Genomic DNA, 18,566 nt, shown 5'->3' on the forward strand with positions numbered 1-18,566 from the left:
GGTGACGCCATGAAATTCTCTTATCGACAACCGGTCAACCTGTGCTTTGGCCGCGGCGAGTCGCAGCGGGTCGGGCAGGTGGTGGCGCAGCTGGGCCGCAAGGTGCTGCTGGTGACCGGCACCGCCAGTTGCCGCAAAACCGGCCTGCTGGACCGGGTGACGGACGCGCTGGCGGCCAGCGGCGTGACCTGTTTTCTGTTTGAACGCATCGAGTCCAACCCGCTCAGCACTACGGTGGATGACGGCGCGCGGCTGGCGCGTATGCACCAGTGCGACGTGGTGCTGGGGGTCGGCGGCGGCAGTGTGATGGATGCCGCCAAAGCCATCGCCTTCATGGCGAAGCATACCGGTTCGGTGGTCGAGTATTTATCCGTTCCCGCCCCGGCGGGCGACGCGCTGCCGCTGGTGCTGATGACCACCACGGCGGGCACCGGCAGCGAAGGCAACTGCGTGGCGGTAGTCACCAACCCGGCCACCCACGACAAACTGGTGTTCGTCAGCCCGGCGCTGTTCGCCCACACCGCCATCATCGACCCGACGCTGATGGTGACCCAGACCCCGGCGATGGTGGCGTCTACCGGCTTTGACGCCATGAGCCACAACATCGAAGCGCTGGTCGGGCGCTATGTTCAGCCGATGAGCGCGATCATGAGCCGGGAAGCCATCGGCCTGCTGGCGCGTTATCTGCCGCGCGTCTGGCGCGACGCCGGCGATCTGGACGCCTGGGATCAGGTGTGCTGGGCCAATACCCTCGGCGGCATGGCGATTGGCCTGTCGGCCTGCGGCTTGCCGCACGCGATGGAACACCCGCTGAGCGGGTTGTACAACATCACCCACGGTCAGGGGCTGGCGGCGCTTTATCCGGCGCTGATGGCGTTTTCCTGGCGCGACAACGTGGCCGGGTTTGCCGCGGTGGCGCGGGCGATGAGCGACGATGTCGCGGCGCTGAGCGAAGAAGAACAGGCCCAGCGCAGCATCGTGCTGGTCCGGCAGTTGCTGGGGACGCTGGCGCTGAACTTTACGCTGCGGGATCTGGGCGTTGATGAGAAAGACATTCCGTGGATGGCGGACAACTGCGTGCAGACGATGGGCTTCAGCCTGCAGCAGAACCCGCGCATCGCCACGCGGGATGAGGTGGAAGCCCTGTACCGGGCCTGCCTGTAACACAACCATGTAGACACAACCACACGGACGCACTGCCGCCGGCGCGGCGGTGACGTCCTTCAGCTTATCAACCCGCTGCGAGATCGCGAGGGCCGAAATGAAAGAGAATCAACTGAAAAAGAACAGCCTAGGGCTGTGGTCTTTGGTGTTTTTCGTGGTCGCGGCCGCTTCGCCGTTGACCGGGGTGATCGGCGGGTTGCCGGTGGCGATGTCGGCGGGCAACGGCGCGGGCATTCCCGCCATGTATGTGCTGGCCGGGGCGATTTTGCTGGTGTTCTCCTTTGGCTATATCGCCATGAGCCGTTATGTGACCAACGCGGGCGCGTTTTACAGTTACATCGCGCTGGGGCTGGGGCAGCGCACCGGCGTGAGCGCGCTGACGGTGGCGCTGCTGGCCTATTTCGCCATCCAGATCGCGGTGGTGGCGCTGTTCGGTTTCTTCAGCCAGATGTACGTGCAGGATCATCTCGGCGTCAATTTTCCCTGGTGGGCGTACAGCGGCGCGATGCTATTGGTGATCTGCTATCTGGGGATCGAAAGCGTGGAGATCGGCGGCAAGGTGCTGGGCATTCTGATGCTGCTGGAAGTGGGCATCGTGCTGCTGACCGACATCGCGATCCTGTGGTCGCACGGACCGCAACCGCTGACGTTCGCCTCCTTTACGCCCTCGGTGATCCAGCAGGGCAATCTGGGGATCGCGCTGGTGTTCACCATCGCCGCCTTTATTGGTTTCGAATCGACCGCCATTTACGGCGAGGAGTGTCGGGAGCCGACCAAAACCATTCCCCGCGCCACCCTGCTGGCGGTAACGTTAATCACGTTGTTCTTCGCGCTGACCAGTTGGGCGATGGTGCAGGCGTATGGGCTGGATCAGGTGCGCGAGCAGGCGCTCAACAATCCGGGGCGGTTTGTGTTCGACGTCGCCAGCCGCCTGTTGGGGCCCTGGTCGGAACAGGTGATGTCGCTGTTGCTGATCACCAGCCTGTTCGCCGCCGCGCAGGCGTTCCACAACAACATTTCCCGTTACCTGTTCAGCATCAGCCGCGACGGCGTCCTGTGGGCGAAGATGGCGCGGGTGCGCGGCGACAAAGGCACGCCCTACGTCGCCAGTCTGGTGCAGACCCTGATGATGCTGACGTTGCTGCTGGTGCTGGCGGCGAGCGGCGCGGACCCGATGATGCATATCTTCGCCTGGGGATCGGCGGTGGCGACGATGGCGATCCTGCTGCTGCAGGGCGGGGTATCGGTGGCGGTAGTGATGTTCTTCCATCGCGCGCCCCATTATTCGGCGTCCGCCTGGAGTCGCCTTTGGGCGCCGCTGTGCTCGGCAGTCTTGATGGGCGTGGCGTTGCTGATGGTGAGCGACAACATGGACGTGTTGAGCGGGTCTTCGTCACAACTGGTGTTCTTCATCCCGTGGGCGGTGGTGGGGATGGCGCTGGCGGGGTATCTGTTCGCCTGCTGGCCCCGGCAAACGGGGCGCGCCTTCACGCTGGAGAACATGGATTCGCAGGGATAACGGCGGAACATGCCGGGGAGAAGTGTCCTGCCGGGGAGAAGAGTCCCCGGCATGCGCTGTTTTTTCAATCCAGCAGTGGACGAGGCTGCCTGTCCAGCCGGCCGCTGAGCGTGATCAGCAGTAGCGCCGCCGCGACAATCACCGCGCCAATCCACGGGGTTTGCGCCAGTCCGCCGCGGGCGACCGTCTGCCCGCCAATCACCGACCCCAGCGCGATGCCGACGTTAAACGCCGCAATGTTTAAACCGGAGGCGACGTCCACGGCGTGGGGCGCATACTGTTCGGCCTTCTGCACCACATAGACCTGCAGGCCCGGCACGTTGCCGAATGTGAACACCCCCATCGCCAGCACCGTCGCCAGCGCCGCGTATTGAATAGATGCCGTGAACTGGAACACCAGCAGCAACAGCGCCAGCGCGGCGAAGATAAATGTCAGCGCCGGCACCGCGCCGTGGCGATCCGCCAGTTTGCCGCCCCAGAGATTGCCAATCGCCACCGACACGCCGTAACCCAGCAAAATCCAGCTTACGGCGGCCGGGCTAAACCCTGCCAGATCCTGCATCATCGGCGCCAGAAAGGTGAAGGCGGTGAACACGCCGCCGTAACCCAGCGCGGTAATCGCGTAGATCATCAGCAGCCTGGGGTGAGTCAGCACCTGCAACTGCGCTTTCAGGCTGGCGATGGCCCTACCGGGGATGGTGTTCGGCACCAGCATCAGGCTGCTTAACAGTGAAATCACTCCCAGCGCCGAGACGGCCAGAAAGGTTTCGCGCCAGCCGGCGTGCTGGCCGATGAAGGTACCCAGCGGTACGCCGGTCACCAGCGCCACGGTCAGTCCGCCGAACATGATGGCGATCGCCGAGGCGGCTTTTTCTTTCGGCACCAGACTGGTGGCGATGGTGGAGCCAATCGAGAAAAACACGCCGTGCGCCAGCCCGGTCAGCAATCGCGCCGCCACCAGCGTGGCGTAGTTGGGGGCCAGCCAGGCCAACAGGTTGCCGGCGGTGAATAGCGCCATCAGCCCGACCAGCAGCGGTTTGCGCGGTAGCGCGCCGGTCAGCGCGGTCAGCACCGGCGCGCCCACGGCGACGCCCAGCGCGTAAATGGAAACCAGCAGTCCTGCCGAGGGCAGCGAGATCGCCAGTTGGTCGGCGATGGTCGGCACCAGGCCGACAATCACAAATTCGGTGGTGCCAATTGCAAAGGCACTGATGGTCAGAGCCAGTAACGCCAGCGGCATAATTATCTCCATAGAACGGGGTTCGAATAATGGCGATCAGTATGGAGAACTGCTTAAATAACAAAAATAGCTAAAATCTCAATGGAATTTTGCTGGAGAAGCAAAAATGAAGGCGACCTCGGAAGAACTGGCGATTTTTGTCTCGGTGGTGGAAAGCGGCAGCTTCAGCCGGGCGGCGGAACAGCTCGGGCTGGCGAACTCGGCGGTGAGCCGGGCGGTGAAAAAACTCGAAATGAAACTGGGGGTCAGCCTGCTGAACCGCACCACGCGGCAACTGAGCCTGACGGAAGAGGGCGAGCGCTATTTTCGTCGGGTACAGCAGATATTGCAGGAGATGGCGGCGGCGGAAACCGAACTGATGGAAACCCGGCGCACGCCGCGCGGTCTGTTGCGTATCGACGCCGCCACGCCGGTAGTGCTGCACCTGCTGATGCCGCTGGTCAAACCGTTTCGCGAGCGTTACCCGGAGGTGACGCTGTCGCTGGTGTCGTCGGAGACGTTTATCAACCTGATTGAGCGCAAGGTCGATGTGGCGATCCGCGCCGGAACGCTGACCGACTCCAGCCTGCGCGCCCGCCCGTTGTTTACCAGCTATCGCAAGATCGTCGCCTCGCCGGACTATGTGGCGAAACACGGCGCGCCGCAGCATGTGGATGCGCTGGCGCAGCATCTCTGTCTGGGGTTTACCGAGCCGGTATCGCTCAACACCTGGCCGGTGGCGCGCGCAGACGGTCAACTGTATGAGATTGAGGTGGGGTTATCATCCAACAGCGGCGAAACCCTCAAGCAACTGAGCCTGACGGGCAACGGCATCGCCTGCCTGTCGGATTACATGATTGACGGGGAAATCGCCCGCGGCGAGCTGGTGGAACTGCTTGCCGATCGGCGCCTGCCGGTGGCGATGCCGTTCAGCGCGGTCTATTACAGCGACCGCGCCGTCAGCACCCGCATCCGGGCGTTTATCGATTTTCTGAGCGAGCAGGTGACGCGGTGAAAAAGCAAAAACCGTCCGGCGTGCGGCAAGGCGGCATGGGCCTGACGGCTATTCGCCAGAACCGGATTACCGATCCCACTCCGGCGCCAGCCCGTCCGGGCTAACCAGTCGGCCATGGCGTTCCAGCGCGGCGATGGCCGCCATGTCGTCGGCATCCAGCGTCAGCGTTGGCGCCAGCAGGTTGCTTTGCAGGTTCTCGCGTTTTGTCGATGACGGGATCACGGCGTAACCCAGCGCCAGCGCCCAGGCCAGAACCACCTGTGCGGGCGTGGCCTGATGCTTCGCGGCGATCGCGCCAATGACCGCATCCTTCAGCGCATTGCCGTAGGCCAGCGTCATATACGAGGTGATGTGGATGCCGTGCGCCCGCGCCCAGTCCGCCACGCGGCGATTTTGCAGGTACGGCGACAGCTCTATCTGGTTGGTGGCGATTTGCCCGGCGCCGACGGCGTCAATCGCCTGCTGCATCAGCGCGATGGTGAAGTTGGACACGCCGATTTCGCGCGTCAGCCCCTGCTGTTTCGCCTCCACCAGCGCCTGCATGGATTCCGCCACGCTGACGGCGTTGCCGGGCGACGGCCAGTGGATCAACGTCAGATCCACATCATCGGTGCGCAGCTTATGCAGGCTCTGTTTCAGGCTGGGGATCAGTTTTTCCCGGCTCAGGTTTTCGGTCCAGATTTTGGTGGTGAGATATAACTCGCCGCGCGGCACGCCGCTTTCCGCCACCGCCTGACCCACCGCCGCTTCGTTGTCATAAATCTGCGCGGTATCGATAGCGCGATAGCCCAGCGCCAGTGCATCTTTGACCGATGCGATCACCACCTCGTCTTTAAGGCGGAACGTACCTAACCCGAATGCAGGAACTGCCATGATTGACCTCGTTTGTCACAGGAATAAAGCAGAGAATTATCACGAGGCGCGACTCTGTGAAAAAGGTGAACAAACGCAGAGGTTTTTTGCTGCTTCAGCAATAATACGGCGGAAGACCGGCGGTACAGGTATAGGAACGTAGCGGCAGAAAAGCAGAGACGGAAAAAAGCCCCGGCACAACACCGGGGCTTCCCTTAACTTAAATCGATAATGGATGCAGCAGTCAGGCGCTTTTCTGGCCTTCTTCGCGCTGGCGCAGGCTGTTGCCCTGACGATAGGCCAGCGACACCATCAGCGACTGTACCAGACACAGCGTGGCCGACTGGGAGCGGAACGCGTCCACCTGCGCTTCTTTTACCACAAAGCACACATCGCTGAGCGTCGCCAGCGGGCTTACCTGACTGTCGGTGATCACGATCTGGCGCGCGCCCGCGCTGGCGGCCATTTCGCTTACCATCACCGTTTCCTGCGCGTACGGCGAGAAGCTGATCGACACCACGATGTCTTTGGCGTTCAGGCGGCACAACTGCTCGCGGAACATGCCGCCGAGTCCGTTGACCAGCACCGGGCGGCTTTCCAGATGACTCAGCGCGTAGGACAGGTAGGTGGCGACGCTGAACGAGCGCCGCAGTCCGACGATGTAGATCGTGTCGGCCTGCGCCAGCAGGTCGACCGCTTTTTCCAGGTCTTCCGGCTGGGTGCGCGCCGCCAGTTGCTGCATCGCCTGCGCGTTGGAACGGGCGAATTCGTGCAGGATGTCCTGCGGACGTTCCGGCACCGTGTCTTCCATCTCCCGAAACAGCCGCGCCCGATCGGTGTAACTGGCGGTTTCCTCCACCAGATTCATGCGGAACAGCTGTTTCATTTCATTGAAACCGCTGAAATCGAAGGCGTTGGCGAAGCGGATCAGCGTGGAGGGCGGTACGTCCGCCTGCTCGGCGATCACCGCCACGGTGTCGAACGCCACGCTGTTGGTGTTGTCCAGCACGTAGCGCGCCACCTGCTGCAAACGCTTGCTCAGGGAGTCGTACCGCGCGCGGATCTGCTCCTGTAATTCTCTCAGGCTGGTCGCCATAGCCATAGTGTTGTTCTCCGTCATCCCGGCGGGATGCTGTTGATCCGATTCTAGTGAGTTGAACCGGCATTTCAAACCGATTTGTCATTTTTTCGGTAAAAAATAGAATGAATAATTCAGTTTTTCTGTGCGTTACCGGCTGATGAAACCGCGTAAAAAGCCGGTTAAACGCTGGTTACCTGCCGTTTACCGGAAAATCTATCCTGGATCACAATAATCAACATTTGTTTTATTTTTTATTAAAATGGAATTTTTATTTCATATACAGTAAGTCGATATCAGCCATCTGTCACCCTAAACCCCTGCAGAGGTGTAACCATGGAAACCGTATCCAATTTCATTCACGGCGAAATCGCGCCCAGCCACAGCGCGCGCGTCGCGCCGGTGTTTAACCCGGCCAGCGGCGAACAGATTCGTCAGGTGGCGCTGAGCAGCGCCGACGAGGTGAAGCAGGCCATCAGCGCGGCGGCGGCGGCGTTTCCCGACTGGGCGAAGCACTCGCCGCTGCGTCGTGCCCGCATCCTGTTTCGTTTCAAAGCCCTGCTGGAAGAGAACCTGCACACGCTGGCGCGGCTGATTTCCGAAGAGCACGGCAAAGTCTATTCCGATGCGGTGGGCGAACTGACCCGCGGGCTGGAGGTGGTGGAGTTCGCCTGCGGTATTCCCCATCTGCAAAAAGGCGAGCACTCCGCCAACGTCGGCACCGGCGTGGACAGCCATTCGCTGATGCAGCCGCTGGGGGTGTGCGTGGGGATCACGCCGTTCAATTTCCCGGCGATGGTGCCGATGTGGATGTTCCCGATCGCGCTGGCGACCGGCAATACCTTCGTGCTTAAACCGTCGGAGAAGGACCCGTCGCTGTCGCTGCTGCTGGCGAAGCTGCTGAAAGAGGCCGGTCTGCCGGACGGCGTGTTCAACGTGGTGCAGGGTGATAAAGAAGCGGTGGACGTGCTGCTGACCGACCCGCGCGTACAGGCGGTGAGCTTTGTCGGCTCCACCCCGGTGGCGGAGTATATCTATCGCACCGCGTCGGCTCATGGCAAGCGCTGTCAGGCGTTGGGCGGCGCCAAGAACCACTGCATCCTGATGCCGGACGCCGATATGGACATGGCCGCCAGCGCCATCCTCGGCGCGGCGTTCGGCGCGGCGGGCGAGCGCTGCATGGCGCTGTCGGTGGTGGTGGCGGTGGGTGATGACACCGCCGAGACGCTGTGCCGCAAGCTGGAGCAGCAGGTCGCCGCCATGCGCGTCGGCCCCGGCCTGGTCGACGGCAAGGAAAACGACATGGGGCCGGTGATTTCGGGCGCGCACCGCGACAAGATTACCGGCTATATTCAAAGCGGTATCGATCAGGGCGCCACGCTGCGGGTCGACGGCCGCGGACTTCGGGTGCCGGGGCATGAGCAGGGCTATTTCGTCGGGCCGACGCTGTTTGACAACGTCACGCCGCAGATGCAGATCTACCGGGAAGAAATTTTCGGCCCGGTGCTGTCGGTGGTGCGCGTACCGGATTACCAGACCGCGCTGACCCTGATCAACCAGCACGAATACGGCAACGGCACGGCGATATTCACCCGCGACGGCGAAACCGCCCGCCAGTTCAGTGAAGAGGTGCAGGCGGGCATGGTGGGGATTAACGTGCCGATCCCGGTGCCGATGGCGTTCCACAGCTTCGGCGGCTGGAAGCGCTCCATTTTTGGCGCGCTCAACGTGCACGGCAACGACGGCGTGCGTTTCTACACCCGCATGAAAACCGTCACCAGCCGCTGGCCGGCCAGCGTGCGGCTGGAGCAGCACGCCAGTAGTTTTGTGATGCCAACGCTGGAGTAATTCCACCTGACTTGCGGGAGCAAACGATGGACACGTTGAAAATGACCATGGCGCAGGCGCTGGTCCGGTTTCTCAATCAGCAGTATCTCCAGGTGGACGGCGAGGAAACGCCGTTGTTCGCCGGGGTGATGACCATCTTCGGGCACGGCAACGTGCTCGGCATCGGGCAGGCGCTGGAGCAGGATGCCGGGCACCTGCAGGTGCATCAGGGGTGCAACGAGCAGGGCATGGCGCACATCGCCGTGGGTTTTGCCAAACAGCACCGGCGGCGGCGCGTGTACGCGGTGACCACCTCGGTGGGGCCGGGGTCCGCCAATCTGGTGACGGCGGCGGCCACCGCCACCGCCAATCGCATTCCGCTGCTGCTGCTGCCGGGGGATCTGTTCGCCAGCCGTCAGCCCGACCCGGTGTTGCAGCAAATCGAGCAGTATCATGACGCCACCATCAGCACCAACGATTGCCTGCGGCCGGTGTCGCGCTACTGGGACCGCATCAGCCGCCCGGAACAGCTAATGAGCGCGCTTGTCAACGCCATGCGGGTGCTGACCGACCCGGCGGATACCGGCACGGTGACGCTGTGCCTGCCGCAGGACGTGCAGGCGGAAGCCTGGGATTACCCGGCGGCGTTCTTCCAACGGCGGGTACATCATCTGGAACGCCGTCCGCCGGATAGCGCCCGGCTGGCGCAGGCGGCGGCATTACTGGCGCGCAAACGCCGCCCGTTGCTGATTTGCGGCGGCGGGGTGCGTTATGCCGGCGCGCACGATGCTTTCCGCCAGTTTGCCGAGCGCTTTAATCTGCCGTTTGGCGAAACCCAGGCGGGCAAGGGCGCGCTGGTGTCGGAGCACCCGCTTAACGCCGGCGGCATCGGCGTGACCGGCGGGCAGGCCGCGAACCGGCTGGCGGCGCAGGCGGATCTGGTGATTGGCGTCGGCACCCGGCTGACCGACTTCACCACCGCCTCCAAATCGCTGTTTACCCATCCGCAGGTCGAGTTTTTGCTGCTCAACGTGGCGGAGTTCGACGCGTTCAAACTGGATGCCGTCGCGCTGATCGCCGACGCCCGCGAAGGGTTGACGCAACTGGCGCAGGCGCTGGAGGCTCAGGGCTATCGCAGCGGCTGGGGCGATGAGGTCGCGCAGGCCCGTCTCGACTGGCAACGAGAGCGTCAGCGGCTGTTTGAACGGCGCGACGAAGACGGGCAGGGGCTGGAAATCGCCGGACATCTGGACGCGCAACTGGCCGAGTACCGCGAGACGCTTGGCACTCGTCTGACGCAAACCCGCGTGCTGGGGCTGTTGAACGACGCGCTGGAAGACGACGCCATCGTGGTGGGCGCGGCCGGGTCGCTGCCCGGCGACCTGCAACGGCTGTGGCAGGTGAAAACGCCGGACAGCTATCATCTGGAGTACGGTTACTCCTGCATGGGCTACGAGATCGCGGCGGCGGTGGGCGCGCGGCTGGCGGCGCCGCGACAGCCGGTATACGCGATGGTGGGCGACGGTTCTTACCTGATGCTGCACAGCGAGCTGCAAACCGCGGTGCAGGAAGGCATCAAAATTACCGTGCTGCTGTTCGACAACGCCGGGTTCGGCTGTATCAACAACCTGCAGATGAGTCAGGGGATGGGCAGTTTCTGCACCGAGAACCGGCGGCGCGATCGGGACAGCGGCAAATTGACCGGTTCGCTGGTGACGGTGGATTTCGCCCGCAACGCCGAAAGCTACGGCTGTCGGGCATGGACGGTGCGGGACGAGGCGTCGTTATTGCAGGCGCTGCGCGAGGCGCAGGCGCACCCCGGCCCGTGCTTGCTGGATATCAAAGTGCTGCCGAAAACCATGACCCACGGCTACGACGCCTGGTGGAACACCGGCACCGCGCAGGTGGCGGACAACCCGGCGATTGAAACCGCGGCGCGCGAGGTGCAATTACAACGCGCGAAAGCACGGCAGTATTAGGGCTGATGACGAATACACCTTTCAGGCGGCATGTTTAGCGGCATCTGCGCTCACGATGATTTCTTCGCGGGCGCAGATGCGCATCATCGTTACTACTCTCATCGTTACTACATATCGCCGCTACTACATATCAATGCTGCTATATCCGTATCAATGCCGCTATCAATACGGCTGAGGCATGCCACGTGCTATGCGTCACTGAATCGGAATATGCATGTCGATATCCCAGTAGCCGTCGCTATAACCGTCATTGAGATAGACCTCGAAACAGGATCGCGTTGTGTCGACGGTGTTACCATCGCCGAGTAACGCGGCAAAAAACGCCTGCCACGATAGGCCGAAATCATCGTCGGATACGCGCGCGCGGGCAATCGCGTACCGCCCCGCGGCGATCTCCGTCGCGATCGCCCCGCTGCTGTTGGCGGGCAGACGAAACTCAGCGGTCACGCTTACCACGGTATCCGCCGCCAGTTTTTCCGGCGGGGTTTCTTGCGGGTTGCCGTAATAAACCGCAATCCATTCCAGCGGCTGTACCGCGTGCTCGTCCACCCATTTCATCAGTTGTTCAAATCCTTGCGGCACCGTTTGTTCCCAGGGGCCCACCAGATGGAACCCGGCCGCATGGCGTTTATTCACATGCTGAACGTTGTAATCCATATCTGATCCTTACGAAGATGATGACTGTGTATTTATCGGTGTTACCGGCTGAGGGCATGATAGCGGCATGTTTCATCGAGCTATACCGTGTAAGATCCCATTGTGGGACAAATTAACGAGATTGATAGCCATGCCGAAGTCGATAAAGAACCTCAGTGGACGTAAAGAGCGATTCGCTGCGCGTGTACTGCTTATTGACGGTTCAAACCGCGTTCTTCTCCTGAGCACTCGGGACGCCAGCAATCCGGCGTTTTTAGAATCCTGGGAACTGCCCGGCGGCGGCGTTTTAGCGGGCGAATCGATCACACAAGCAGTGATACGCGAACTCTACGAGGAAACGGGAATCACCCTCTCAGCCTCGTCCGTAAGCTCACCGCTATGGAAGCGGGACGTCCTCTATACCTACCGCGGAGAGCGCCGCCTGCAGCATGAGGCGATTTGTTGTGCCAGGATCGAGATAGCGCCTCAAACCATTGATGAGCGTTATAGAGAACCGTTCGAACGTGAGGACCACCTTCGCTATCAGTGGTGGCCGTTGGGCGAATTAAGGGTGTCGCAAGAAACGTTCTATCCCATCACCCTTCCACGTCATGCCGATGCACTTATAGCCGGTCGCATAATTGATGAACCGCTCGAAGTCTGGGATGAATAACGCTTCAAGCAGTCCCTTCAATATATATGCGCTCCAAACGATAGCATTAATAAACGATAGCATTAACAAACGATAGCATTAACAAACGATAACGTTAAAAACCGGCGGCGTATTTTACGCCGGGTCATATTTATATGATCGCCAAAATAATGATCTGGAGATTATTTATTGTCTGGTCATAAAAATAAGCCGCCGGAATCGTAGCTGAATTACACGTTTAATTTATGTATCACATCAACAAACGCGGACACGCCGCTGTTAATTTCACTAAAGCCGCGCGACAGATCGTGTATTTTCTCTCGCTCATCCCCTAAGAATTGATTAATTTGATCCAGTTGCTGGTACATCTGTTCGATTAATCGGGCGTTGTCCTCAACCATATGGGTGATCTTTTGCGTCGCCGTCGAGGTGGAGATCGCCAGTTTTCGTACCTCTTCCGCCACCACGGAGAAACCGCGCCCGGACTCGCCGGCCCGCGCGGCTTCAATCGCCGCGTTCAGCGCCAGGATGTTGGTCTGGGAAGCGATAGCGTCGATGGTACTGATAATCGCACTGATGTTCTTGGCATGCTCATTCAGGCTGGCGCCGATTTCCGATGCCGACTTGACCTGCGCGGTAATCCGTTCGGAATTGTTGACCGTTTCCGTCAGCACCTCGCTGGCATTGTAGGTGATTTGCGAGGTTTGTTCCGACGTGGTGACCGCGATATCCGCGATGCGTTTGGCGTTTTCGACTCGGGTGGTGATATCGGAAGCAAATTTTATGACTTTGTACACGTTGCCGTGAGCATCGAGAATCGGGTTATAACTCGCTTCCAGCCAGACCCGCTCATCCTGCGAGGTTTTGCGCTCAAAACGGCCGACGAACGACTCGCCGTTATTGAGCTTGTCCCAGAAGCGCGGGTTTTCCCGGTAAAACATGTCGTAGCAGAACATCCGATGGTGTTGGCCTTGTATTTCTTCCAGGCTATAGCCCATGGTTTTCAGGAAGTTATCGTTGGCCCAGATAATATTTCCTTCCGGGGTGAATTCAATCACCGCCAGTGAACGGTGCAGGGCGGAGAGAATGGCGTCTTTATCCACCAGCGCCTGATGGTTCTGGGTAATGTCGGACGCCAGTTTGATGACCTTCACTACCTCGCCATTACGGTTTTTTACCGGGAAATAGGTGGCTCTCAGGAAGAACTTATCGTGTTGCTTGTTATAGCGATCGAATACGCCGGAAAAGGATTCGCCGCTGGCCAGTCGGCGCCAGAATATACGGTAATTCTCCGTGGATACGTAGTGCGGGTCGCAAAATATAAGATGATGCTCGCCCTGTATTTCATCCAGCGTATAACCAAGCAGGTCGAGGAAAATCGGGTTGGCATAAAGAATGGTGCCATCAGGCAGAAATTCGATATAAGCGATGCTTTGCTTAATCGCATTCATATCTTGTTCCGACGTGCTTGCCTTCGATGCCGTAATCTTTTTTCCTTCTGTGCTCAGCACTTTTGATAATCCAAACATCGCCATCCCCTATACCGGAAACATACCAGTGACCTTTTTATGCCCTAAGTAATTCGGGTTGCAGGAAGGGCAGCATGCCTGCAACCTGAAGCATGACGGGTAAATGATGTGGAGCTGATAAGAAAGTAATAGTGCAGATTTGGATTTATGGCAGCCCCTAATGCTGTTTTATTCATTTTTGATGGGTCATACCGTTTTAGCCGAGTGGGCCGCGTTAACGGGCTCGTTTCAGGCGTTGTCCGACTGGGCCGCGCCATATCGCGCCGAATGCGGTTCCTGCGATTTATCGACCGCCCCGGCTTTGCCAGCGCCCGGTGACCCAGTCCGTCAGTGCGTTAGGCGCGTGCCCGTTCTGGCGTTAGCATCGAAATGACGGCATTCAGCGGGGGATTACTGCACCGGTTTTTCCCGGCGCGGTCTTCATGATGCACGGTAATCAGTAAAATTTTTATTTCATGCCGATGCCTTGATGATGAGGACATGACGCCTCTGTAAGGCTCTGCCTGCCGTTCTCTCGACAGAAGCGCCCGGTTGTTGGGCTACGAGAACCTTATTCGGTGATGCCGGTTTTCCTGCCGCATCACTCATCGCTGCACTGGCATTGGTGGCATTGGTGACATTGGTGGTATTAGTCGGAGGGGGAGGCAATAGCATCCCCCTATTTTTTCACCGCCATTCATACCGCTATGAATTAAGATCTTCGACAATAAAATCCATCGCGACGTGAAAATAGCCGTTCATCATTTCAGGCACTAACTCCGCTACCGCACTATCAACGTCCTGACCATAAACTTCCAGTGCCCGATCGGTTAATGTATGGGTATATACGCCATTTTTAACCTCCGTATGTAGATCTCTCCGTGTTTGCAGAAAATCATTCGAGAAGTTAAATCTGGATATCGAGAATTTATCCTCTTTTCTGATGATAAAATCGATGGGGTTCATGAGTCGGTCTTTTTTAAGCGTAATTTTGGGGATGTGGGTGGCAAATTCCAAATGATTGCTCTCCGTCACCTCTGCCCATGTTGCATTACACGTATTATTTACTGAAGGCGTTTTCCCTTGTGCTTTGAACGCATCAGAAAGACACAGCCCTACTTTAGCGCCAGTCAGCGGCTTCATGGTGTCTTTTTCAAAAAAACGCAAAATGAATTTTACAGGGATACAGCCTTTCGAGTCTGAAAAACTGCATTGCCCCTTTTTAAAGAGAAATTTATCCAGCCTGCCGATAATTTGCTGCTCGTCGTTAATGAGTGCGGTATTTATTATGATGGGCTTTTTCGTTAGGGCACTATACGTTCGATGCGTGACGCCATAAAGCCCTAACGCTAACCCGGATATGATGAACATTCTCCTGTTCATGAGGTCAAATCCTCCTCGGCATGAGACATGATAAACATATCAGATTGTGGATAGGTGACGCATGGGAGTATATATTGTCCCCGTTGGCTTTCATCGAGAAAAGACTGATCAGAGTCATCATATTGTCCAGTTAAACGTCTGCATGCGCATGACGAGCATGCGCCGGCCCGGCAACTGTAGGGCAGTTGTATTCCTTCTTGCTCCGCGGCATCCAGTATATATTGGTCATCGCTGCATTTTATTGTCTTCGTTGTTCCACAGCTCATGATGCTTATATGATAAATCGGCATTATTTGTTCTCCTCCTTTTGAACGTAAACGGTAAATCCTTTTGGCTTTAAGTCAGGGTGATCAATGGAGATTTCATTTAAAACGTTCATACACAGGGTATAAAGGAGCTCGCCTGCGATACGTTTGCAGTTGTTATATTCTTCTTCTGGCAGCTGACTTCCCAGATCGGTCAGTTCTTTTTCAATTAAAGTGATGAGTGCCGATGATTTATTAATGACTTTCCTGGCGACGTCTTTGTCTGAAATGAACATGGTTATGACTCCATAATTTTGTTTTTAAATAGAAATTAAATATCACACATGGGGATCATTCCCATACACTCAGCCATACAGCTGTGAAAGGAGCCGCCATCAAACGAGCCAGTTGGTAATGTATATAAACATTCTTGTATGCATCGGTCTTTCTTATCTCCCATGCTTGAATTCAGCGTGCTGCTGGCCGAGTCTGGCACTATTTTATTTTTTTTAATAGCGCATGATGCGCTGACTCTGGAATAATTTGCTAATTTTTTTATTGTCTCACGCTCATTTTTGTATGTCAATTTTGCATTTATATCTCCATCGGCGATACTTATGTTTTGATAAAATAAGGTCATGGTTAATAACGTTGAAGTAAATAATATTCTTTTTATAGATAGATTGATCATCTATTATTCCTTTAAAGATGCCCTCAGAAGTACAATTTCATTGATTTGTTAAATCAGAATGATTCTGTGTGATTTCATATGGTTTTTTTAAAATTCGGTCGTTGATATTCCTCCATGACTTTATGGATGCAATGATCATTAATGGTGTATAGGCAACTGAATGCACTACGTGGTTTTAATGGCTTTTCTATTACTTCTTCATTAACTCCTGCAGCATTTTTTCAGGATTGTTCAGGAACGAACGCGTGATTTGATAATGATCCGTGTCTTTATAATTCACCTGGGAGAGGCTATCGCCATCAAACTGATAGATTAATGCGTCCGGGTAACCCAGCAGAATCGGCGAATGGGTGGCGATAATAAATTGGGAATCATCCAGAATCAGGTCATGCATTCTGGCGAGCATCGCCAACTGCCTGGCCGGCGACAGCGCGGCTTCCGGTTCGTCGAGCAGATACAGCCCTTTGCCGCCAAAACGGTTCATCATTAATGAGAGAAAAGATTCGCCGTGCGACTGCTCATGCAAGGAGTGGCCGCCATATGAATTAATCACCGGCGGGCCGAAAGACGGTTCGGCGTCAAGGTGTTCGATCTCGGAGGCAAGGTTAAAAAAGCTCTCGGCACGAAAAAAAAATCCATTACGGGGACGAGGTACGCCTTTGGCGATTCTCAGGTAATTCGATAATTCTGAATGCGACGCCCGTGTGCTGAAATTGAAGTTTCGGGTGCCGCCTTCGGGGTTAAACCCCATTGATACGGCAATGGCTTCCAGCAGCGTTGACTTTCCGGCGCCGTTCTCGCCAATAAAAAAAGTAACCTTGGGATGGGGGTCAATAAAGTCAAACGAATGAATCGCTGGAATAGAAAACGGATAAAGGTCAAATGATGGCACCTTATCGCGATTAAGAGAGATACGGCTGATGTATTGAGTCGAAATCATTCTGCGTCATTTCCTGCCATGGACTGCCCACAACTGTTTACCACCATAGCTATTTACCACCATAGCTATTTGCTACTACAGCTATTCACTACCACAGTGGGTCAATTATTCCAATGCCTTTATTCCCGGGCGGTATGCAATGCTGGTGAACCGTTTTGTTAAACCGCAGGCAATATCATTCGTTTGTTTTTTTATGAGGCGATGCATGGTCGCTAAAACCAACAACCACACAGATAGTAATGGTTATCATTATCAAGATCAACGTTGTTTTTAGGGAAACCGTTATTTTCAGGAGAACCGTTATTCCTATGAAAAAATATGGTGCTGAGGTTCTTGCTGCGCTGCAACAGAGGCAGCTATTGAAATATTTATTTCATTTTTATTCGCTGCCGGGGACGGCCGGGCGGTGATGCCCGCAGGTGCTCCGGCCGCTTTATCTGCGCGCCAGCCGCAAGACACGACGTCATCCTTGTTTACTAATTCCATGCCTTGATTACGTTTTTTTTCGTCCTGCAACGCGCTGACGACCCGGCCGCGGTTTCGTGATTGTGCTAACACTATTTTGCTCATATGTCACCAAAATGTTAGCTGGCGCGCAAAAACATAATTTCCAGTTTTACTGAAATTGAAATAAACGTTTTATTGTCTTTACTCTAAAAGCACAACAGACCCTGAACCCCTACAACCAACCAGTGATACCCCGCGGTATCGAGGGAGTAGCCATGTTTAACATTGCTTTACTGGGCGCCGGCCGCATTGGCCAGGTTCATGCCGTCAATATCGCCGAACATCGGGAAACCTGCCTCTATTCGGTGGTGGATCCCAACCCCGCCAACGCCCGGGCGCTGTCTGATAAATATCAGGCCCGTCTGCAAACCGTCGACGAGGCGATGGCCGACCCGGCGGTACACGCGGTGCTGATTGCCTCCGCCACCGATACCCACGCCGACCTGATTGAACTGGCCGCCCGCCACGGCAAAGCCATCTTCTGTGAAAAGCCGGTGCATCTGGATATCGCCCGGGTGCGCGACTGCCTGAAGGTGGTGGAGCAGCAGCAGGTGCCGCTGTTTGTCGGTTTTAACCGTCGCTACGACCCGCAGTTTCGCCGGGTGAAAACGCTGGCGGGCGAAGGACGCATCGGCAAGCCCGAATCGCTGATGATTATCTCCCGCGACCCATCGCCGCCGCCGGCGGAGTATGTGCGTGTGTCCGGCGGCATGTTCCGCGACATGACCATCCATGATTTCGACATGGTGCGTTTCATCATGGGCGAAGAGCCGGTGTCGGTGTTTGCGCAGGGCAGCAATCTGGTGGACCCGGCCATCGGCGCGGCCGGCGACATCGACACCGCTTTGGTGGTGTTCAAATTCGCCTCCGGCGCGATGGCGACCATCGTCAACAGCCGCCGCTCCGGCTACGGCTACGACCAGCGCCTGGAGCTGCACGGCGAGCTCGGCGTGCTGAGCGCGGGCAACATCCGTGAAAATCAGGTGGAACACTGGGGCGACGCGGGGTGCCTCGCCGCCAAACCGGAACACTTTTTCCTGCAGCGTTACCGCGATGCCTACGCGGCGGAATGGCGTCATTTCGTCGAGGTGCTGCACGGGCGTACCCCGCCCGAGTGCAGCGGCGTCGACGGCGAGCGGGCGCTGTATCTGGCCGACAAAGCGCTGGAATCGCTGGCGAAGGGGCGCGCTATTTCGCTCTGACATAACCAGAGGGCCGGCACGGCGGCGGCCCCTGACATAACAACATGACCTGACGTTTATACCCTAAATAATTCGAGTTGCAGGAAGGCGGCGACGCAGTGAATCCCCAGGAGCTTACATCGGTAAGTGACTGGGGTGAGCGACAAATC

18 protein-coding genes and 1 pseudogene are annotated in these 18,566 nt (G+C 57.3%); 7 read left to right on the top strand and 12 right to left on the bottom strand.

Annotated elements, in window-relative coordinates; genetic code table 11:
* The first annotated feature begins 9 nt into the window (after positions 1–9).
* Positions 10–1,164 (top strand): iron-containing alcohol dehydrogenase, encoded by a 1,155-nt coding sequence (locus CPA59_RS03760; RefSeq protein WP_107758716.1) that lies wholly within the window; start codon positions 10–12, stop codon positions 1,162–1,164.
* A 97-nt stretch (positions 1,165–1,261) separates the two neighbouring features.
* Positions 1,262–2,683: an APC family permease gene (locus CPA59_RS03765; protein WP_162942906.1), complete on the top strand. Its 1,422-nt coding sequence runs from the start codon at positions 1,262–1,264 to the stop codon at positions 2,681–2,683.
* Between the two features lie 64 nt (positions 2,684–2,747).
* On the opposite strand, the gene CPA59_RS03770 is transcribed toward CPA59_RS03765, so the two are convergent.
* Positions 2,748–3,923 (bottom strand): MFS transporter, encoded by a 1,176-nt coding sequence (locus CPA59_RS03770; protein ID WP_107758718.1) that lies wholly within the window; start codon positions 3,921–3,923, stop codon positions 2,748–2,750.
* A 106-nt stretch (positions 3,924–4,029) separates the two neighbouring features.
* Here CPA59_RS03770 and yafC point away from each other — a divergent pair, with 106 nt between their 5' ends.
* Positions 4,030–4,917, top strand: coding sequence for a DNA-binding transcriptional regulator YafC (gene yafC / locus CPA59_RS03775; protein ID WP_038662113.1), 888 nt, complete (start codon positions 4,030–4,032; stop codon positions 4,915–4,917).
* Between the two features lie 66 nt (positions 4,918–4,983).
* Here the strand turns inward: yafC and dkgB are convergent, their stop codons facing one another.
* A complete protein-coding gene (gene dkgB, locus CPA59_RS03780) occupies positions 4,984–5,790 on the bottom strand; it encodes a 2,5-didehydrogluconate reductase DkgB (RefSeq protein ID WP_100848966.1) in 807 nt (268 codons plus the stop codon).
* A gap of 223 nt (positions 5,791–6,013) precedes the next feature.
* Positions 6,014–6,871, bottom strand: coding sequence for a MurR/RpiR family transcriptional regulator (locus CPA59_RS03785; protein ID WP_038917916.1), 858 nt, complete (start codon positions 6,869–6,871; stop codon positions 6,014–6,016).
* A gap of 312 nt (positions 6,872–7,183) precedes the next feature.
* Between CPA59_RS03785 and CPA59_RS03790 the strand changes: the two genes are divergently transcribed.
* On the top strand, positions 7,184–8,695 hold the full coding sequence (locus CPA59_RS03790; protein ID WP_107758719.1) for a CoA-acylating methylmalonate-semialdehyde dehydrogenase: 1,512 nt from the start codon (positions 7,184–7,186) through the stop codon (positions 8,693–8,695).
* Between the two features lie 26 nt (positions 8,696–8,721).
* Entirely contained in the window at positions 8,722–10,653 is a 1,932-nt protein-coding gene (gene iolD / locus CPA59_RS03795) for a 3D-(3,5/4)-trihydroxycyclohexane-1,2-dione acylhydrolase (decyclizing) (RefSeq protein WP_107758720.1), read from the top strand.
* Between the two features lie 195 nt (positions 10,654–10,848).
* Here iolD and sbmC read toward each other — a convergent pair whose 3' ends face one another.
* Positions 10,849–11,310 (bottom strand): DNA gyrase inhibitor SbmC, encoded by a 462-nt coding sequence (gene sbmC / locus CPA59_RS03800; RefSeq protein WP_038917919.1) that lies wholly within the window; start codon positions 11,308–11,310, stop codon positions 10,849–10,851.
* Between the two features lie 130 nt (positions 11,311–11,440).
* Here sbmC and CPA59_RS03805 point away from each other — a divergent pair, with 130 nt between their 5' ends.
* Positions 11,441–11,962, top strand: a complete 522-nt coding sequence (locus tag CPA59_RS03805) for an NUDIX hydrolase (RefSeq protein WP_100850405.1) — start codon at positions 11,441–11,443, stop codon at positions 11,960–11,962.
* A 209-nt stretch (positions 11,963–12,171) separates the two neighbouring features.
* Here CPA59_RS03805 and CPA59_RS23255 read toward each other — a convergent pair whose 3' ends face one another.
* The 8 genes and pseudogenes from CPA59_RS23255 to CPA59_RS22805 all read right to left on the bottom strand — a co-directional run bounded on the left by CPA59_RS23255 (position 12,172) and on the right by CPA59_RS22805 (position 17,278).
* Positions 12,172–12,615, bottom strand: coding sequence for a methyl-accepting chemotaxis protein (locus CPA59_RS23255; RefSeq protein ID WP_225622676.1), 444 nt, complete (start codon positions 12,613–12,615; stop codon positions 12,172–12,174).
* 78 nt (positions 12,616–12,693) lie between these two features.
* Positions 12,694–13,476 (bottom strand): annotated as a pseudogene (locus CPA59_RS23260) (PAS domain-containing protein); the annotation flags it as partial.
* Between the two features lie 678 nt (positions 13,477–14,154).
* Positions 14,155–14,820, bottom strand: coding sequence for a hypothetical protein (locus CPA59_RS03815; protein WP_159077921.1), 666 nt, complete (start codon positions 14,818–14,820; stop codon positions 14,155–14,157).
* Between the two features lie 8 nt (positions 14,821–14,828).
* Positions 14,829–15,122 (bottom strand): 2Fe-2S iron-sulfur cluster-binding protein, encoded by a 294-nt coding sequence (locus tag CPA59_RS03820; RefSeq protein ID WP_071605154.1) that lies wholly within the window; start codon positions 15,120–15,122, stop codon positions 14,829–14,831.
* Positions 15,122–15,373, bottom strand: coding sequence for a hypothetical protein (locus tag CPA59_RS03825; protein ID WP_049854527.1), 252 nt, complete (start codon positions 15,371–15,373; stop codon positions 15,122–15,124). Before CPA59_RS03825 ends, CPA59_RS03820 begins: the two co-directional genes overlap by 1 nt.
* A gap of 35 nt (positions 15,374–15,408) precedes the next feature.
* The gene (locus tag CPA59_RS22800) at positions 15,409–15,768 is read right to left on the bottom strand and encodes a hypothetical protein (RefSeq protein ID WP_127353470.1); all 360 of its coding nucleotides are present in this window, start codon (positions 15,766–15,768) and stop codon (positions 15,409–15,411) included.
* 190 nt (positions 15,769–15,958) lie between these two features.
* Positions 15,959–16,708 carry an AAA family ATPase gene (locus CPA59_RS03830; RefSeq protein ID WP_049842627.1) on the bottom strand — a complete coding sequence of 250 codons (750 nt, stop codon included), beginning with the start codon at positions 16,706–16,708 and terminating at the stop codon, positions 15,959–15,961.
* A 306-nt stretch (positions 16,709–17,014) separates the two neighbouring features.
* The gene (locus tag CPA59_RS22805) at positions 17,015–17,278 is read right to left on the bottom strand and encodes a hypothetical protein (protein WP_123251654.1); all 264 of its coding nucleotides are present in this window, start codon (positions 17,276–17,278) and stop codon (positions 17,015–17,017) included.
* 152 nt (positions 17,279–17,430) lie between these two features.
* Between CPA59_RS22805 and iolG the strand changes: the two genes are divergently transcribed.
* A complete protein-coding gene (gene iolG, locus CPA59_RS03835) occupies positions 17,431–18,417 on the top strand; it encodes an inositol 2-dehydrogenase (protein WP_107758722.1) in 987 nt (328 codons plus the stop codon).
* Positions 18,418–18,566 lie beyond the last annotated feature (149 nt).

Source organism: Dickeya sp. Secpp 1600, assembly GCF_003049805.1.
GTDB lineage: Bacteria > Pseudomonadota > Gammaproteobacteria > Enterobacterales > Enterobacteriaceae > Dickeya > Dickeya fangzhongdai.

What these genes read in the sequence shown, in the direction of transcription:
- CPA59_RS03815 (WP_159077921.1), bottom strand. Translation starts at nt 14,820, where the DNA reads ATGTTCATCATATCCGGGTTAGCGTTAGGGCTTTATGGCGTCACGCAT.
- CPA59_RS03825 (WP_049854527.1), bottom strand. Translation starts at nt 15,373, where the DNA reads ATGTTCATTTCAGACAAAGACGTCGCCAGGAAAGTCATTAATAAATCA.
- yafC (WP_038662113.1), top strand. Translation starts at nt 4,030, where the DNA reads ATGAAGGCGACCTCGGAAGAACTGGCGATTTTTGTCTCGGTGGTGGAA.
- dkgB (WP_100848966.1), bottom strand. Translation starts at nt 5,790, where the DNA reads ATGGCAGTTCCTGCATTCGGGTTAGGTACGTTCCGCCTTAAAGACGAG.
- CPA59_RS03805 (WP_100850405.1), top strand. Translation starts at nt 11,441, where the DNA reads ATGCCGAAGTCGATAAAGAACCTCAGTGGACGTAAAGAGCGATTCGCT.
- CPA59_RS03830 (WP_049842627.1), bottom strand. Translation starts at nt 16,708, where the DNA reads ATGATTTCGACTCAATACATCAGCCGTATCTCTCTTAATCGCGATAAG.
- CPA59_RS03790 (WP_107758719.1), top strand. Translation starts at nt 7,184, where the DNA reads ATGGAAACCGTATCCAATTTCATTCACGGCGAAATCGCGCCCAGCCAC.
- CPA59_RS03770 (WP_107758718.1), bottom strand. Translation starts at nt 3,923, where the DNA reads ATGCCGCTGGCGTTACTGGCTCTGACCATCAGTGCCTTTGCAATTGGC.
- sbmC (WP_038917919.1), bottom strand. Translation starts at nt 11,310, where the DNA reads ATGGATTACAACGTTCAGCATGTGAATAAACGCCATGCGGCCGGGTTC.
- CPA59_RS22805 (WP_123251654.1), bottom strand. Translation starts at nt 17,278, where the DNA reads ATGAGCAAAATAGTGTTAGCACAATCACGAAACCGCGGCCGGGTCGTC.
- CPA59_RS03765 (WP_162942906.1), top strand. Translation starts at nt 1,262, where the DNA reads ATGAAAGAGAATCAACTGAAAAAGAACAGCCTAGGGCTGTGGTCTTTG.
- CPA59_RS22800 (WP_127353470.1), bottom strand. Translation starts at nt 15,768, where the DNA reads ATGATCAATCTATCTATAAAAAGAATATTATTTACTTCAACGTTATTA.
- CPA59_RS03760 (WP_107758716.1), top strand. Translation starts at nt 10, where the DNA reads ATGAAATTCTCTTATCGACAACCGGTCAACCTGTGCTTTGGCCGCGGC.
- CPA59_RS03785 (WP_038917916.1), bottom strand. Translation starts at nt 6,871, where the DNA reads ATGGCTATGGCGACCAGCCTGAGAGAATTACAGGAGCAGATCCGCGCG.
- CPA59_RS03820 (WP_071605154.1), bottom strand. Translation starts at nt 15,122, where the DNA reads ATGCCGATTTATCATATAAGCATCATGAGCTGTGGAACAACGAAGACA.
- iolD (WP_107758720.1), top strand. Translation starts at nt 8,722, where the DNA reads ATGGACACGTTGAAAATGACCATGGCGCAGGCGCTGGTCCGGTTTCTC.
- iolG (WP_107758722.1), top strand. Translation starts at nt 17,431, where the DNA reads ATGTTTAACATTGCTTTACTGGGCGCCGGCCGCATTGGCCAGGTTCAT.